This window comes from Oceanobacillus sp. FSL K6-2867, from assembly GCF_037963145.1.
GTDB lineage: Bacteria > Bacillota > Bacilli > Bacillales > Amphibacillaceae > Oceanobacillus.
This window is the reverse complement of record NZ_CP150144.1, coordinates 2,520,161-2,534,296: the sequence shown is the minus strand read 5'-3', so window position 1 is coordinate 2,534,296 and position 14,136 is coordinate 2,520,161. Positions and strand designations below refer to the sequence as shown.

General features: G+C 40.0%; 11 protein-coding genes and 1 riboswitch. All 11 genes read right to left on the bottom strand.

Going from position 1 to position 14,136, the window contains the following annotated elements:
* Positions 1-110: 110 nt before the first annotated feature.
* The 11 genes from NSQ77_RS12455 to NSQ77_RS12405 all read right to left on the bottom strand — a co-directional run bounded on the left by NSQ77_RS12455 (position 111) and on the right by NSQ77_RS12405 (position 14,131).
* A complete protein-coding gene (locus tag NSQ77_RS12455; protein WP_339226327.1) occupies positions 111-977 on the bottom strand; it encodes a Cof-type HAD-IIB family hydrolase in 867 nt (288 codons plus the stop codon).
* A gap of 131 nt (positions 978-1,108) precedes the next feature.
* Positions 1,109-2,497 (bottom strand): argininosuccinate lyase, encoded by a 1,389-nt coding sequence (argH, locus tag NSQ77_RS12450; RefSeq protein ID WP_339226326.1) that lies wholly within the window; start codon positions 2,495-2,497, stop codon positions 1,109-1,111.
* Positions 2,494-3,750, bottom strand: coding sequence for an argininosuccinate synthase (locus NSQ77_RS12445; protein WP_339226325.1), 1,257 nt, complete (start codon positions 3,748-3,750; stop codon positions 2,494-2,496). The genes argH and NSQ77_RS12445 overlap by 4 nt, the downstream gene beginning before the upstream one ends.
* A 159-nt stretch (positions 3,751-3,909) precedes the next feature.
* A complete protein-coding gene (locus NSQ77_RS12440; RefSeq protein WP_339226324.1) occupies positions 3,910-6,561 on the bottom strand; it encodes a cation-translocating P-type ATPase in 2,652 nt (883 codons plus the stop codon).
* A 211-nt stretch (positions 6,562-6,772) separates the two neighbouring features.
* Positions 6,773-6,910: riboswitch (yybP-ykoY riboswitch) on the bottom strand.
* 56 nt (positions 6,911-6,966) lie between these two features.
* Positions 6,967-7,620, bottom strand: coding sequence for an SDR family oxidoreductase (locus tag NSQ77_RS12435; RefSeq protein WP_339226323.1), 654 nt, complete (start codon positions 7,618-7,620; stop codon positions 6,967-6,969).
* Positions 7,621-7,706: 86 nt separating this feature from the next.
* Positions 7,707-8,396: an LrgB family protein gene (locus NSQ77_RS12430; protein ID WP_339226322.1), complete on the bottom strand. Its 690-nt coding sequence runs from the start codon at positions 8,394-8,396 to the stop codon at positions 7,707-7,709.
* Positions 8,389-8,757: a CidA/LrgA family protein gene (locus NSQ77_RS12425; protein ID WP_339226320.1), complete on the bottom strand. Its 369-nt coding sequence runs from the start codon at positions 8,755-8,757 to the stop codon at positions 8,389-8,391. Before NSQ77_RS12425 ends, NSQ77_RS12430 begins: the two co-directional genes overlap by 8 nt.
* Before the next feature lie 206 nt (positions 8,758-8,963).
* The gene (locus NSQ77_RS12420; protein WP_339226319.1) at positions 8,964-10,232 is read right to left on the bottom strand and encodes a cytosine deaminase; all 1,269 of its coding nucleotides are present in this window, start codon (positions 10,230-10,232) and stop codon (positions 8,964-8,966) included.
* Positions 10,222-11,499, bottom strand: a complete 1,278-nt coding sequence (gene codB, locus NSQ77_RS12415; RefSeq protein ID WP_339226318.1) for a cytosine permease — start codon at positions 11,497-11,499, stop codon at positions 10,222-10,224. Before codB ends, NSQ77_RS12420 begins: the two co-directional genes overlap by 11 nt.
* Positions 11,500-12,115: 616 nt before the next feature.
* Complete coding sequence (xylB, locus tag NSQ77_RS12410) at positions 12,116-13,618, bottom strand: xylulokinase (protein ID WP_339226317.1); 1,503 nt, start codon at positions 13,616-13,618, stop codon at positions 12,116-12,118.
* Between the two features lie 63 nt (positions 13,619-13,681).
* Positions 13,682-14,131, bottom strand: coding sequence for an SgcJ/EcaC family oxidoreductase (locus NSQ77_RS12405; RefSeq protein WP_339226315.1), 450 nt, complete (start codon positions 14,129-14,131; stop codon positions 13,682-13,684).
* Positions 14,132-14,136: the final 5 nt, after the last annotated feature.

Below are 14,136 nucleotides of genomic sequence, written 5' to 3'. Positions count from 1 at the left end.
TATAAAGAAATACAATGATTACAATTTGTATGCGGGCTCGCATGCTTATTTTAATACAGAGCCCGCCCATAAGTACAACTATTACTCAATATTAATTCAGCTTACGACGCCTACGCCTTCACTTCCCGCAACATTTCCTCAACAGCATAAGCGACACCATGATCATAATTTGCCTTTGTCTCATAGTCGCAAAGAGCTTTGATTTCATCTGATGCATTGCCCATCGCAACACCTCGCCCTGCAGATCGCAGCATGCTTTCGTCATTCCAGTTATCTCCCAATGCCATCACATCAGCCATATCAATTCCCATGTTTCCTGCTAAATGCTTTAATGCAATCCCTTTTTGGGCATCTTGATGGTTAAATTCCAGATTAATATCACCAGAAGATGTGATTGCCATTCCTGCAGCTCCGTTAAGCTGCGCACGAGCAGATACGAGTTTTTCCTTATCAAGCGAAAAGGCAAGAATCTTATAGATTTCTATGTTTTCAATAGCAAATATTTCATCGTAATCCTGAATGAATTCAACTGGTTCTGCCTGAAATCGCAGTTCTGCTTTTTCCCTAATCTCTTCCTCTGATGCATTGGGGTTCGCTGATTTCATAATATCGACAAGCACTTCTAAAAAATACTCCTTGCTTACTGAATAGATTCCATTATTCGTAAAAAACTCCAAATACATATCCGCTTCCCGACAAACCTCCAATACCTGCTTTGCAACAGATTTATCCATCGGTATTGTTCGAATTAGCTGTTTGTCCTCTGTATAAGCGACCGCGCCATTCAAACTTATAATCGGACATGTAATCCCAGCTTGTTTTAGCGGTGTATTAGCTGCATCATATGATCTTCCAGTTGCTACTACAAATCGAATGCCGTGGTCAATTGCTTTTTGAACTGCTGCCATATTCTCTTCACTTACAACGCCTTCTTCATTTAATAGCGTACCATCTAAGTCTGATGCAATAAGTTTCATTATGTATGCTCCTAACGTGTTATGCGGTTTTTATTTATTCTTCTCTTCTTATTATACACATCTAACCAATATTTTTCAGTCACCAGGAAAAGCACTTGAACAATTTGCTCAAGTGCTTCTTTCAAAGATAACTATTTTTGTAATGCCAGAGCTTCAATAACTGCCAGTGCCTGCTCAATTTGTACCTCTACACGTTTTCTTGCAGTACCACCTGCAACATCACGTGCATTTACAACCGCTTCCGGCTTTAGTACATCAAATATATCCTCTTCAATTAGGCCAGAGAAGGATTTGAACTCTTCTACACTTAAATCGAGCAAATACTTTCCGTTCTGAATACAATTTAACACGACCTGTCCAACGACCGTATGCGACTCTCTGAAAGGCATTCCTTTTTCAACAAGATAATCTGCAAGGTCTGTTGCATTGGAAAAATCGTTCGTCACTGCTTGATACATATCTTCCTGCTTCACCTGCATCGTTTCAATCATTGGTGCAAATAGTGCAAGTGCGCCTTTTAATGTTTCAAACGTGTCGAACATCCCCTCTTTATCTTCCTGCATATCTTTGTTATATGCTAACGGAAGACCTTTCAGTGTTGTCAGCATCCCCATTAAATGACCATAAACACGACCTGTTTTCCCACGGACAAGCTCAGCTACATCAGGATTCTTTTTCTGTGGCATCATACTGCTTCCTGTTGTAAAAGAGTCATCCAGCTCAATAAAGCTGAACTCGGCACTCGACCATTGTACAAGTTCCTCGCATAAACGAGAGAGATGCATTGCTATTAACGAAGCATTTGATAAAAATTCGACGACAAAATCACGATCACTGACAGCGTCCAAGCTGTTTTCGCAAATATCATCAAAGCCTAGCCTTTCGGCGACGAATTGCCGATCAATCGGAAAGGTTGTCCCTGCCAAGGCACCAGCTCCAAGCGGGGATTTGTTCACCCGCTTCAAGCTATCGGTTAGACGCTCCATATCGCGCTGAAACATGAAAACATATGCCATCATATGATGAGCGAATAAGACGGGCTGTGCTCGCTGCAAATGCGTATATCCTGGCATAACTGTATCCAAATTTGACTTTGCCTGGCTAATTAAGGCCTTTTCGACATCAACGAGCTGTTGAATGATCGTGCCAATCGCATCTCGCAAGTACAAGCGCATATCTAAAGCTACCTGATCATTCCTGCTCCGACCAGTATGGAGCTTTCCACCAACAGTTCCTACTTCCTCGATGAGGAGCTTTTCCACATTCATATGGATATCCTCATGCTCCTCACTAAGCTCCGCCTTTCCAGCTTCAATTTTCTTTAAAACGATTTGCAAGCCTTCGGAAATTTTATTGGCATCTTCTGCAGGGATAATCTTACAATTTTTCAGCATTTCTACATGCGCCAGACTTCCTTCAATATCATAGACTGCCAGTTTTTTATCGAAGCTGATAGATGCTGTATATTCATCCATTAATTGATTCGTTGGTTTTGTAAAACGCCCGCCCCATAATTTCACGATTTAACAGCTTCCTTTACTTCAAAATTCACCTTTTCAATGGATTTCTTTTGATTTGTTGTTCCATTCACAGATGCATGAACCTTTGTTGGCAAGCCCCATAGCTTAATAAATCCAAGTGCTGCATCATGATCGAATGCATCTGCTTTATTGTAAGTTGCAAGATCAAAGTCATAGAGCGAATTGGCGGATTCACGTCCGACAACTTGCGCATGTCCTTTATAGAGCTTCACTTTAACGGTACCTGAGACGTGCTCTTGCGTTTTTTTCACGAATGATTGAAGTGCTTCTGTCAGCGGTGAATACCATAAACCATAGTAAACGGTTTGCGCTAGCTTCTGTTCAATCATCGGCTTGAATTCAGCAACCTCTCTTGGTAATGTTAATGCCTCAAGCTCTTGATGCGCCGCAATTAATGTCATTGCTGCTGGTGCTTCATAGATTTCTCTAGATTTAATCCCAACTAAACGATTTTCCACATGATCAATTCGTCCAACACCATGCTTTCCAGCAATTTCATTCAGCTTTAAAATCAGTTGATCGAGTGTAAGCTCTTCTCCGTTCAATGCGACTGGCTTCCCTTGCTCAAATGTAAGCTGAATAATTTCAGGTGTTTCTGGGGCATCAATTGGATCCGCTGTTAGATCAAATGCATCCTTTGGCGCTTCTTGCCATGGATCCTCCAAGATACCACATTCATTACTGCGTCCCCATAGATTTTGGTCAATACTGTACGGGCTATCAAGATTAATCGGAATTGGAATTCCATTTGCCTGTGCATACTCAATTTCTTCTTCTCTGGACATTGCCCACTCACGAACCGGTGCAACAATTTTAAGATTAGGGTTTAATGCAGTAAAGGCAACATCGAAACGCACTTGATCATTTCCTTTTCCTGTACAGCCATGTGCAACCGCTACAGCTCCCTCTTCATCTGCAATATCTACGAGAATTTTTGCAATTAAAGGTCGGGACAAAGCAGAAATAAGTGGGTATTTGCCTTCATATAATAAATTTGCCTGTAGTGCTGGTAATACATATTCATTCGCATAAAGCTCTTTTGCATCAATTACATATGATTTGATTGCTCCTACATCAAGTGCCTTCTTCTTAACAAACTCCAAGTCTTTTCCTTCACCGACATCTAGTGCCACTGCAATTACATCATAATTGTATTTATCCTGTAACCATTTCACTGCAACGGAAGTATCCAGACCTCCGGAATAAGCTAAGACGATTTTTTCCTTTGCCATTTTAATTTCCCCTCTCGAATTGTGTGCTGTTAATGAATTATTATGCATTAATATGTATAATAATTCAATAGTTTTTTAAAAAAAATTTATAAAAAAACAAACTTTTTTCTCAGGCGTTATAAAAAAAGCTATGTATCCAAAGGATACATAGCTTTTGGGTTACCTGCCTTTTGAAAAGCGGTTAAATGCAACTTTTATTATTTCCATTAAGACAGCAGCTGCCAGAGCAAGAACTGCTGCAATCAGCGCTTCATTCCAGCCAAAGCTTTCTGGGATATTAAATACATCACGTGCAAATGGCAATGTTGTGATGCCATATAGAATGAATCCAAGAAATACGGCTCCAATCACATATTTATTTTTAAAGAATCCCGCTCCAATCGCGGTTTGTGTATTCGACCTTGCTGCGAATGTCTGCAATGTACGTGATAAAATTAATGTCGTAAACGCCATCGCCACTCCCATTTCAGATGAATGATTTAATCCAATATAGAAGGAAATAATTACAGCGATACCAATCAATAGTCCTCTTGTAAGTACCGCCTGCAACGTATCCCTTGTGAAAATTCCTTCGTCTGTACGACGCGGTTTTCTCTCCATTACATCAGGCTCTGCCTTTTCCATTCCTAATGCAATTGCTGGAAGTGAGTCATTCACTAAATTAATATACAAAAGCTGCAATGCCGTAAATGGATTTGGCAGATTGAAAATAACGGCATAGAGAATGGCAATAATTGCTCCTAAATTCCCTGCAAACAAGTATCCAATTGCCTTCTTTATATTGTCAAACACAGTACGTCCAACACCAACAGCATTGACAATCGAAACGAAATTATCATCAGTTAAAATCATTGCGGAAGAGTCTTTCGCTACATCCGTTCCACTTCCCATTGCAATACCGATATCAGCCTGCTTCAAAGCTGGTGCATCATTGACACCATCACCCGTCATGGCAGCGACCTTATCTTTTTTCTGCCATGCACGGACAATCCGAATTTTATTCTCTGGGGAAACACGTGCATAAACAGCGATTTGTTCAAGCTTCCTATCTAACTCTTCATCTGATAAAGCATCCAGTTCCTTTCCAGTTAAAGCAATATCATCTTCTCCCATTAGTCCAATATCACGACCAATTGCTTGTGCCGTTGTTTTGTGATCACCAGTAATCATCACTGTTCGAATACCAGCCTTCTTGGCTTCTTCAATTGAACCATAAACAGCTTCTCTTGGTGGATCAATCATTGCAGTGAGGCCGATAAGCACGAGGTCCGTCTCATCTTTCTCTGCAATATCCATTTGCCCATCAGCTAAACGTTTATACCCATATGCTAGTACACGCAATGCCTGATCTGAAAAGTTTTCATTTGCCTGTTCAAATAATGCCAGTAATTCATCTGTTACAGGTTCCTCTTTGCCCTTGTAAAGGACATAACTGGCACGCTTGAACATGACGTCCGGCCCGCCTTTTGTCAGCATCGTTGTTTCCCCGTCAATGCTATGTACCGTGGACATCAATTTACGATCTGAGTCAAATGGCAATTCCGCTTTACGTTCAAATTTATCCCGAATTGCCTCATAGTCATTATTATTTTTATTCGAAAAGTTAATGAGAGCTACCTCTGTTGGATCTCCTATCTCCGCGCCCTCACTATTAATAAATGAATCATTGCAAAGCACTGCCGTATTAATAAGCAGACGCTCTGAGTGATTCCAGTTTTCTGGATCTTCTGCAAGTTCGCTGGCTGACTCTCCGGGTATAAAATAATCGGTTACAGTCATTTTATTTTGTGTTAAAGTACCTGTTTTATCGGTACAGATAACACTAGTCGATCCGAGTGTTTCAACTGCTGGAAGCCTGCGAATGATCGCGTGCTGTCTCGCCATCTTATTTGTTCCGACAGATAGCACAATCGTGACGATTGAAGATAACGCTTCTGGTATTGCCGCCACCGCAATTGCGACAGAGAACATGAGTGCATTTAATATCGCAGTTCCTGTATCGACATCAGCCCCGCCAAGCCAAATTCTCAGTGCTTGTACAGCAAAAATTAACACGGACAGCAGCAATATTCCAATACCAAGCTTTTTACTAAACGATTCCAGCTTTCGTTGTAATGGTGTCTGCTTCTCTTCAGCAGTCGATATCATCTCAGCTATTTTTCCTATTTCCGTCTGCTCACCGGTTCCTGTCACAACGAAGGTACCACGGCCATAAACAACAAGTGAGCTGCTGAACACCATATTGACACGATCCCCAAGTGTTACCTCTTCCATAATCGTATCGGTATTTTTCTCAACTGCTTCCGATTCACCTGTAAGCATTCCCTCGTTTACTTTTAACGAGCCACTTTCAATAATCCGGCCGTCAGCTGGAATGTAGTCACCAGCTTCTAATGTTACAATATCCCCTAGAACAAGCTCTCTTGCAGGTATTGTCTGAGCTTGGCCATTACGAATTACCTTTGCTTCTGGAGCCGACATATCACGCAATGCATCCAGAGAGCTCTCCGCCTTTTTCGTCTGTACGACACTAATAACGGAATTAATGAGCAGAACGAGGAAAATAATCAATGACTCTGCAATTTCTCCCAATACAACTTGAATTCCAGCTGCTACTAAAAGAACGATAACCATTGGATCCTTAAACGTCTCTAAAAAAAGCTTCCAAGTCGGGATCTTCTCCCTGTCTTTTAATTCGTTGTAGCCATCTTGCTCGAGCTTTGCTTTTACAGCATCAGCAGTCAACCCATTTTCCGATGACTTCACAGCTTCTAATACAGATTCAGTGTCTTTCCGGTAAAATTCCAACATGAACGGACTCCTTTTTAATGTTCAATTCGCTAAGAATAGATTGTCTTTTGAAGCAAGACATTATTCATGAACACGTTTTTTGTAAATCTGTCTTTCTTTGAAATCCAATAATTAAGATGGCACTGTTAGGACACATCTGTTTCATTGATCATTGGATTAGGCTCCATCATGCAAATAAGTATGCCTATATTCCCTTATTTACCCTAAAAAAAGCGAGACCTAACCCATGATTGGGCAAAGGTCTCGCTTAGCATGTTCTGCCAATAAAGCCGATGATGGAATCCATCATGTAATGACGACTTTATTTTGGAATCACTTGATTCCACCGCTACTCCCCTTTGACAGATGTCAAAGAAATATTCTATATTCATTTTAGCATACGTCTGTGAAAAATTTCAAATCATATTATAGTTGCTTAATCGCATCTGAAATTGCTGATTCACCTGAAACTAAATCAAAGCTTTTCCGATACGTGGCTTCTTCTGTTAACGAAGCAATCAATACCTTGGCTACATCCTCTCTTGGGATACCGCCTCTTTCTAAGTTTTCCGCTGCTGAAACCTTATCGATCGCAGGTTCATTTAATAAGTTGCCAGGTCTTACGATCGTATAGTTTAGAGAACTAGCCACCAGCTCTTTGTCTGCATAATGCTTTGCAACCATATAAGGCCTAATTGGACTATCAGCCCAGCTTTCGCGATTATGCGCCTGAATGGCACTGACAAGAACAAACCGATTGACGCCTGCTCTTTCCGCTGCTTCCATCGATTTAACCGCTCCATCTAAGTCAATTAGCAATGTTTTATCCGGTCCTGTGCTTCCGCCTGAGCCCGCTGAGAAAATGATAGCTTCTGCACCTGATTCGATTACTGCTTGGGTCAGTGTATCTACACTATCTTCTAGATTAGCTAGAATGGTGTCCACTCCGTCCGCTTCCAGTTCCTTTGCCTGTTCTTCTTTCCGGACCATCGCTGTTACCGTATGTTCTTCGCTTTCTTGTAGTAAACGAACGAGATGTTTACCAATCTGACCATTTGCTCCAATTACTAAAACCTTCATTTGTACATCCCCTTTGACGATAGATTTGGTAACCCTCTACATTATTTCAAAGCAGATTGTATTTATCAAAGATTCTGTTTTGGGCTTTAAACCATCCACACAACTAAAATCGGCGCAATGATCGATACAATTATGGCACTTAACACCATTGCAACCGTACTGGCAGATCCACCTAATGGTCCATCTTCCATCGCCCGAGCTGTACCAATTGCATGGGATGCACTCCCAATTCCTACTCCACGTCCGATAACATGATCAATTTTAAAAGCCTTAAATATAAATGGGGCTATCAACACACCACCCATTCCAGCAAGCATAACAAAAACTGCCGCAAGAGGCATCGCACCTCCAAGGGAGTCGGCAATCACAATCGAAACAGGCGTAGTTACGGATTTGGACACTAATGAGTAAATAATGAATTCTTCAACTCCAAGCCATTTTGCAAGCAAAACTCCTGACATAATTCCAACAACAGCACCGACAAAGGTACCCATCAGGATTGGAAAAAATAACCGTTTGAGAAGATCACGCTGCTGATACAGCGGATAGGCTAATGCAACTACTGCTGGGCCAAGCAGCTGATTAATCCATTCTCCTCCAATCATATACGTATCATAATCAATATGAAAAATAAGTAATACCAAAACAATAACAATAGATCCTAGAAAAATCGGCAATGTAACTGGAAGCAAAATCCTGCGATGCAGCTTCCACATAAAAAGATATACGATTAATGTTCCTATTATAGCTAACAAACCTATTACAATATTATTCATGATGCAATTCCTTCTTTCTAACAAACCACTGGCTCACAACACCAGATACCCCCATAACAAGTGCCGTGCTTATAAGTACAATGATGATTAATAGAATTCCTTTACCTTTAAAAAGCTGCAAATAGTTTACAATACCGACAGTTGCAGGGATAAAGAACAATGTTAAATGGCTAACAAATAATCGTGTGCCATCTTCAATCCAGCTTACTTTTATACTCCTTGTGTAAAGCAATATAAATAACAGAATCATTCCAATCACACTGCCAGGTATTATCAAATGAAACGTTGCCTGAATCCAGTTCCCGATTAAAAAGATTCCATATAATACAGCTATATGCGTAATAATTTTTCCTAATTTCAACAATCTCAGACACTCCTATACTTAAACAATGCATACATTATAGCAAACATATAGTGCATTATAAATTACTGGAATGCAGGTTTTGCCCTCAGGCGCTGTTTTTTTCTCTTCGTATCCATTATTTCGGTTCCAATTCGACTTCTTTTTCGCTCCGCCACCATCTTTTCCATCATCCAAACAAGCCAAAAGGCATAACCGTTTTTCGGTTATGCCTTATTAAAGTCTACGAATTCCATTTTATTCAAAGTGACAGTCGTTTCACTTGGTTTTGTTTCTGCAATAATTGCTCCATTACGGATGGAGTATCGGACTTTCGCTTGCTTACGAATTGCTTCATATTCATTTTCAGCATCAAGTACGATAAAATTAGCTGGTTTTCCAGCCTCAATCCCATATTGATCCTCAATGTGTAATGTTTTAGCGCTATTTGTTGTAATCATATCGATTGAATTCACAATTTGCTCATAGCCCATCAATTGAGCGACATGTATCCCCATATGCAATACTTGCAGCATATTTCCGGTTCCTAGCGGATACCATGGATCAAATATATCATCATGACCAAAGCTCACATTCATGCCAGCTTCCTGTAATTCTTTTACTCTTGTCAGCCCTCTGCGTTTCGGATATGTATCAAAGCGACCTTGTAAATGAATGTTTACAAGAGGGTTCGATACAAAGTTAATCCCCGACATTTTTAAAATACGAAAGAGCTTGGAGACATATGCATCATTATAAGAACCCATTGCTGTTGTATGGCTCGCCGTTACACGGGAGCCAAGACCACGTTCATATGCCTCGGTTGCCACAATTTCTACAAAGCGGGATTGCTCATCATCTATTTCATCACAATGAATATCAACGAGCAAATTGTATTTTTCTGCAAGGTCAAAGGCTGTTTTCATAGAGGATACGCCGTATTCCCGGGTAAATTCATAATGCGGAATTCCACCAACAACATCTGCCCCCATCTTTAATGCTTCTTCAAGCAGTTCAGCTCCCTTTGGAAACGACTGAATTCCTTCCTGCGGGAAAGCAACAAGCTGCAAATCTACATACGGCGCAACTTCTTCCTTCACCTCAAGCATCGCCTGTAAAGCTGTCAGATCCGGATCCGTGACATCGACATGTGTACGCACATGCTGAATTCCTTGTGCTATTTGCCACTTTAAAGCCATTTTTGATCTCGTTTTAACATCCTCAATTGTTAATGTTTCTTTCCGCTCGGACCAGCGCTGTATCCCTTCAAATAATGTCCCGCTTTGATTCCAGGTCGGCTCACCAGCAGTAAGCGTTGTATCCAAATGAATATGCGGCTCAATAAACGGTGGAAGTACGAGCGCTCCATTTACATCCAATGCATTTGAATCATCTCCACCTTCTGTGTGAGGAGAAACTTGATTAATTTTCCCAGCCACAACTTCTATATCCCATAAACCTTCTTTTCCTCTTAGCTTTGCATTTTTAATGTTCACGAATTAAATCTCCTTTGTGTACTTGTTTTAAACCATTTTTTGCAGATACTTTTTCAGCAATAATCATTCCAGCTAAATACAGTGCCCCAGACCCAATAATGCCATTGACTGGCGGAATTCCTGGCAATAAGTTTGCTGCAGCAATCCCTCCAACCCAAGCCGCAATTGCAATCCAGTTAACCGCCTTAAATCTCATTGTATCAAATGCCGGGTATTTGCCTCTTCTCAAGATGAAAAAGTCTGCTAAAATAATTGCACCTATTGACGGTAATGTAGATCCTAGTATTGTAAGAAATCCAACAAAGTTGTTAAATAACCACATTGCAGCGACCGTCCCAACAATACCATTGACAATAACGAGCTTTCCTTTAGCAATCTTTGTAATATTCGAGAAGCCTAAGCCAGATGCATATAACGCATTATCATTCGTTGTCCAGATGTTAAGCCCCAGCACAATAATAGCCGGCAGCATCAGCCCTTGCATAAACATTACTTCCGAAATATCAGCTAAACCAAACGCAAACATCCCAATTGCTCCAAATAAAAACATGAACGTATTACCGATAAAAAAAGCCACTACTGTAGTCGATACAGCCGTACCCTTTGATTTAGAGAAACGAGCGAAATCGGGAGTAAGCGTCCCTGCGCTAACGAAGGAACCGATACATATTGTCAATGCGGTCGCTAATCCCATTGCTTCTGCTGGTTGGTATCCCATAAGTGCTTCAATTCCTCCAGCAGCATTTGTTGCATTAAGTGCGGAATAGCCACCAAGAAGTGCGATGGAAGGCACAGCGATAAAGCTTAGAACGGTTAAAGCTTTGATTCCAATGAAAGCCGTCGCTGTCATCAATAGTCCTGAAACAATTATCAATACATACATATTAATACCAGTTGCTGCATGAACCGGCACAGAAAACATTGCCACACCGACACCGAACCAGCCCACTTGTGTTATCCCCAATAAAAAGGATGACAGATAAGAGCCTTTCTCACCAAATGCATATCTTGCAAGCAAGTGCGTAGATAAACCCGTTTTCGCCGCAATAAAAGCAAGTGCTCCAGTATAGATTCCTAGCAGTAAATTACCAGCTATAACGACCCAAATAAACTCCGTGAATGTCAGTCCCATTCCTAGTTGTCCACCTGAAAGCATACTTGCTGAGAAAAATGTTAATCCCATCATGAGCATAAACATTTTCCAGAAACCATTCCGGCTTGCCTGTGGTACAGGCTGTAATGAAAACTCTTTATCTATTTTTTGCATGTTAATTCCTCCTCGAATTTTATCTGGTACCGAGGAAGGTGTCGGTGTTTGAGAACACACGAGTTGGAAAAAAGAAAGGCTTCTTGCCATTTCTGACAAGAAGCCTTTTTATAAGCCTATAGCTTAAGAGGGTATACAGGTACACCTCTTCCTCTATGCTTATTTTTTTCGCTATCCTTGTCAGCCTCACAGGACTGAATTAAAGGTACCAGTATTTAGTTGGATTTATTATTGCAGAAAAGCGAGACTTTGTCAACACACCAAGTTACTTTGCAGTTTTCGAGAAATACGAGTTATTAGAAGTCATTGATGAATTAAATGGTATCTACTCATGTGATATCGTTTTTGTGACCAATTGAATAAAGAACTAGGGAACAAATCATAAGGGAAGGCATCATTATTTATACACTTCATACAGAATAATTCCCCTCTTAATGAGCAGAGCGGAATCCGGTTCTCTTTTTGGAATTTCCAATTCTGCAATAAAGAAGTTAGGACATTAGGACATAACTTTTTCATGAATAATCCGCATAGGTTTAATTTAAAACTTTGATTTCATACGGTTTTGTTTTTGAAATTTAAACTAAACTTTTAATAGGTGTCCCAATCCTTCCACTTAATAATTTACTCCACCTAATTTGCGAAAGGTTTCCATGTTTTGTTGATAGATCTCTTTATATAATGGATATGTTTCATTGTAAAGATCAACAATCTGAGGATCGGGTTGAATAGGGTCCTCTTTAATCTTAATAATGTTTGTACATGCTTCTTCTATAGAATCATATAAACCAACACCAACGCCAGCCACAATAGCAGCACCCACACAAGCCTGTTCAGGTTGATTTACTTTATAAATTTCTTGATTCAATATGTTGGCTTGTATATTTAACCAAATATCGCTACGTGCTCCCCCGCCAGATGCAATGAATTTATCCATTTTTATATCTAGTCCTTTAAAGATCTCAATAGAATCCCTGAAAGCAAAAACAACACCTTCCATAACTGACCGGACTAGATTAGCCTTCGTATGTTTTAACGTTAATCCTAAAAAGGTCCCTCTAGCAGAAGCATCCATGTGCGGTGTTCTTTCCCCAATTAAATAAGGTAAGAAGATCAATCCTTCACTTCCAGGACTTATACTAGCAGCAAGCTCATTTAGTTCTTTATAAGATAAAGTTGATAATATATTTCTGTTAAGCCAGCTCAATGATAAACCCGCAGCCAAATTTGCCCCCATGATGTTCCAGGTTCCTTGTACAGCATTGCAAAATGTATTGGTTCTTAATTTATAATCATATTTGGGCTCGGCTGTAACAGAATAAACAATTCCTCCAGTTCCAATAGTCAAAGAAATTTGGCCTGGTTTTACAATCCCGTTTCCAATCGATTGCATTGGTTGATCTCCACCGCCGTAAACAACTAAGGTACCTTTGTGTAATCCCGTTTCTTCAGCTGCCTTTAACGTTACTTCTCCAGCTATATCAGAGGGGTTTTTAACAATAGGATATATATCTGGATTCAAACCCAATTTTAAGATAAGTTCTTTCGACCAAACCCTATTTTTTGTATCAAATGCAAGTGTCGCTGAAGCATCTGTTACATCTGTTCCATTTTCTCCAGTCATTCTGAAACGAATATAATCTTTCGGTAGCAAAACCTTATTTATTTTTTTATACGAAGTCGGCTCATATTTTTTTACCCATAATAAAGATGGTGTTTGAAAACCTGTTGATAACGGATTTAATGTTACTTTGCCGACGTAATCTTTCCCTAAGCTGGAATTAATTTCATCAACTTCATTGATTGTTCTTTGATCGGACCATATGATTGCTGGACGAATAACATTACCATTTTTATCGATTAAAACCATTCCGTGCATTTGACCGGAATAACCAATACCTTTAATCTCATTAGATTGTATACTCGCCTCTTTTAAAGCTAACTGAATAGTCTTTACTGTAGCGCTCCACCATACTTCCGGATCTTGTTCAGCAAAACCTTTTTCTGGTATTGAGATACCGTACGAAGTTTGAGCTGTACTTTCAATCACCCCATATTCATTCATAATAATTACCTTTACACTTGAAGTTCCTAAATCGATCCCCATAAGATAGCTCATCTTTTCCCCTCAAATCTAATCAAAACTTCATTTCCTTACCCAAATGAACTGTTCCTAACTCAGTTATTCAAGCAACTCCCTTAACTCTTCAGTCATTTGCTCGACTAATTCAGGTCTTCCGTGAAATCGGGCAGGGGTATTTTGGAACAGCTCAATTTGCCAGTTATCATTTATTTTCACTGCAACTAGTGTCTGGTGAGCATTTACGTCAGGTTCAATGTCTGTTTTTCCTGGTGGGATCATCCCTGCAATCGCATGTAAGATTGCTGCATCTTTTCCTAAAGGTTTGATGGATTTAATTTTTGTTAAAAAAGGTGCGGTAGGGTGATCTTCAAATATCGGTTTAACATGGGATAAAATCTCTGCTCTTCCAACTACCTTACTTCCGTCAAACCCAATTTGCACTCCCTGTTCTGAAAATTGTTCAGCCATTCCCTTAGCATCACGTTTGTTCCAAGCATCAATTAACTTTTGATAAAGTTCTTGAATTTCTTCCTGTAATGAATTGTTCATATTCA

What these genes read in the sequence shown, in the direction of transcription:
- NSQ77_RS12455 (WP_339226327.1), bottom strand. Translation starts at nt 977, where the DNA reads ATGAAACTTATTGCATCAGACTTAGATGGTACGCTATTAAATGAAGAA.
- NSQ77_RS12445 (WP_339226325.1), bottom strand. Translation starts at nt 3,750, where the DNA reads ATGGCAAAGGAAAAAATCGTCTTAGCTTATTCCGGAGGTCTGGATACT.
- NSQ77_RS12440 (WP_339226324.1), bottom strand. Translation starts at nt 6,561, where the DNA reads ATGTTGGAATTTTACCGGAAAGACACTGAATCTGTATTAGAAGCTGTG.
- NSQ77_RS12435 (WP_339226323.1), bottom strand. Translation starts at nt 7,620, where the DNA reads ATGAAGGTTTTAGTAATTGGAGCAAATGGTCAGATTGGTAAACATCTC.
- NSQ77_RS12430 (WP_339226322.1), bottom strand. Translation starts at nt 8,396, where the DNA reads ATGAATAATATTGTAATAGGTTTGTTAGCTATAATAGGAACATTAATC.
- codB (WP_339226318.1), bottom strand. Translation starts at nt 11,499, where the DNA reads ATGCAAAAAATAGATAAAGAGTTTTCATTACAGCCTGTACCACAGGCA.
- xylB (WP_339226317.1), bottom strand. Translation starts at nt 13,618, where the DNA reads ATGAGCTATCTTATGGGGATCGATTTAGGAACTTCAAGTGTAAAGGTA.
- NSQ77_RS12405 (WP_339226315.1), bottom strand. Translation starts at nt 14,131, where the DNA reads ATGAACAATTCATTACAGGAAGAAATTCAAGAACTTTATCAAAAGTTA.